General features: G+C 38.7%; 2 protein-coding genes. Both read right to left on the reverse strand.

All coding sequences use genetic code 11. The features are described 5' to 3' along the window. Window positions 1–723 (reverse strand): hypothetical protein (locus H6S82_RS31015; RefSeq protein WP_191057317.1); only part of this gene is annotated, 723 nt, incomplete at its 3' end. A 208-nt stretch (window positions 724–931) separates the two neighbouring features. Beyond that, window positions 932–2008 carry a redox-regulated ATPase YchF gene (gene ychF / locus H6S82_RS31020; RefSeq protein ID WP_191057318.1) on the reverse strand — a complete coding sequence of 359 codons (1077 nt, stop codon included), beginning with the start codon at window positions 2006–2008 and terminating at the stop codon, window positions 932–934. Window positions 2009–2029: the final 21 nt, after the last annotated feature.

Consider the following 2029-nt stretch of genomic DNA (forward strand, 5'->3'; position numbering starts at 1 on the left):
TATCTTAATATTTCGTACCTCTTCCTTATAAACGAAATCTAATCTATATTTATTTAGTTTTACCTGAGAATCAAAAATACTATCACTTGTCAAGAAATTTTGGCCAAAGGGTTCGTAAGCAATTATACCAATTAAAAAAGCTTCTTCTAGAGAAGATTCAGCTTTATTAAATATTTTCAATATTTTATACCAATAGGATCGAAAATATTCCGTAAATTCATTTTTTAATTGGCTTTTGCCTTCTAAATACACATTATCCCATTCTGAACGTAGCGGCTGAATTTTTGATGGCGCTTTTTGGAATTTTTGTATAGATTCTATACCATCTTGGTTGTTATCCTCTTCTTCATATACTGGCTTTAAACAAAACCTTTTCGCTTCTTCTATTTTTTGTTTAGCATTTTTTAATTTATTTTTAATATCTCTTCCTAATTTTTCTGCAACTGCTCCTCCAATTAGGTCTTGATACCGTAATATTGTTTTGGTAAAAACGTCTAAGTCTTTAGCTTTTAAAAACGGATTTTTTCCTATTCTTGTACTTAATATAAAATATTTTAATTCAATAAAAACCTCAATAGATTCATTCTGAATCCTACTCACTATAACAGTGTCAATTTGTCCATCTTTTACCAAAAATTCATCAGTTAATAAAAAATAATATTGGTCTAAAATAGATTCAGCTACATAATCCATAATTTTGTCTACATTAATATTAGTATTCATTCGATACCTCCTTAATCCTTAGTCTAATAGGCTTTTTCAGATGTATGGGGAAAATGTTCGTTTGTCTTAACATTTGAGTGCGATTTGTGGGTTACGGCACGGCAACTAAATTATTGGTTGAAAGTGCTGAAATTATCTCCCGTGCCTAACCCACCCTACGATTAGATAAATTTCTACGTTCACTACAAAAACTGTATGAGCGAAAACTTTACACATTAAACCGGAACAACATCACATCGCCTTCCTGCACCAAATACTCTTTTCCTTCACTGCGAACTAAACCTTTCTCCTTGGCAGCATTCATCGAACCGACTTTTACCAAATCTTCATAAGCAACTGTTTCGGCGCGAATAAAACCGCGTTCAAAATCGGTGTGAATTACACCGGCAGCTTGCGGTGCGAACATACCCGCTTTAATCGTCCAAGCGCGAGTTTCTTTCGGCCCAGTAGTAAAGTAAGTACGCAATCCCAAAAGTTCGTAAGTGGCGCGAATCAAAGATTTCAGTCCGCCTTCTTCTACCCCAAGTGATACTAAAAATTCTGCCCTTTCTGCTTCTGGTAATTCAACTAATTCCGATTCAACTTGAGCGGAAACAATTACTACTTGCGCTTTTTCTGGCGCGGCTATTTCACGCACCTGTTCTACATATTTATTGCCAGTTGCCAAATCGTCTTCAGATACGTTGGCAGCATAAATGATCGGTTTGCCTGTGAGCAAACCCAAACCTTTAATCGATTCAGCTTCTTCTTCAGTTAAGCTGGCTTGACGAGCTGGTTTACCCTCATTTAATACGACGCTTAATTTTTCTAATGCCGATAATTCAATCTGGGCTTCTTTGCTAGTACGAGCCATTTTGCGCGTGCGATCGATCTTGCGTTCGATTTGTGCCAAATCGGATAAACCCAATTCCAAATTGATGATTTCAATATCTCGCGCTGGGTCAACAGAACCGGCGACGTGGATAATATCATCATTTTCAAAACAGCGTACCACTTGGACGATCGCATCCACTTCCCGTATATGGGACAAAAATTGATTGCCCAGTCCTTCCCCCTGGCTAGCGCCTTTCACCAAACCGGCGATATCGACAAACTCGACGCGAGCGGGTACAATTTGTGCGGAATCCGACATTTGACGCAGAACGTTTAACCGCTCATCCGGCACCGCCACAACACCGACATTGGGTTCGATCGTACAAAATGGAAAGTTAGCGGCGTGGGCTTTGGCGTTAGCAACCAAGGCATTGAATAGGGTGGATTTACCAACGTTAGGAAGTCCAACAATTCCGGCAGATCGGAAGAGCGT

The sequence above is a fragment of the Planktothrix sp. FACHB-1355 genome (assembly GCF_014748295.1).
In the GTDB taxonomy this organism is placed as follows: Bacteria; Cyanobacteriota; Cyanobacteriia; order Cyanobacteriales; family Aerosakkonemataceae; genus Aerosakkonema; species Aerosakkonema funiforme_A.